We start from the raw sequence: 305 nt of genomic DNA, 5'->3' as shown, positions 1-305 counted from the left end.
TTTGGGCATACCGGTTAAAAGATCGGACGACAGCGACTGTTAATGAAGCACTAACTAAGTTCCTAACCACTTTTAATGGTCCGGTGCACAGCTTTACTGTGGACCGTGGCACTGAGTTTAGTGGGCTAGTATCACTTGAATCACAATATGGTATTAAGACCTATTACTGCCATGCTTATACGCCAGCTGAACGTGGTAGTAATGAACGCTTTAATCGGAATTTACGTTATTTTTATCCTAAAGGGACTCGTTTTGAGCACATTAGTGCTCAAGATTTAACGACGACGTTACTCCAAATTAACCAG

The 305-nt window shown here is 41.6% G+C and carries 1 protein-coding gene; it reads left to right on the top strand.

Annotated features, from left to right (window positions below; genetic code table 11):
* The coding region (locus FC07_RS12040; RefSeq protein WP_157050163.1) for an IS30 family transposase at nt 1-305 on the top strand (305 nt) is incomplete at both ends.

Source organism: Loigolactobacillus bifermentans DSM 20003 (assembly GCF_001434575.1).
GTDB lineage: Bacteria > Bacillota > Bacilli > Lactobacillales > Lactobacillaceae > Loigolactobacillus > Loigolactobacillus bifermentans.
This window is presented reverse-complemented; position numbering and strand designations above follow the sequence as displayed.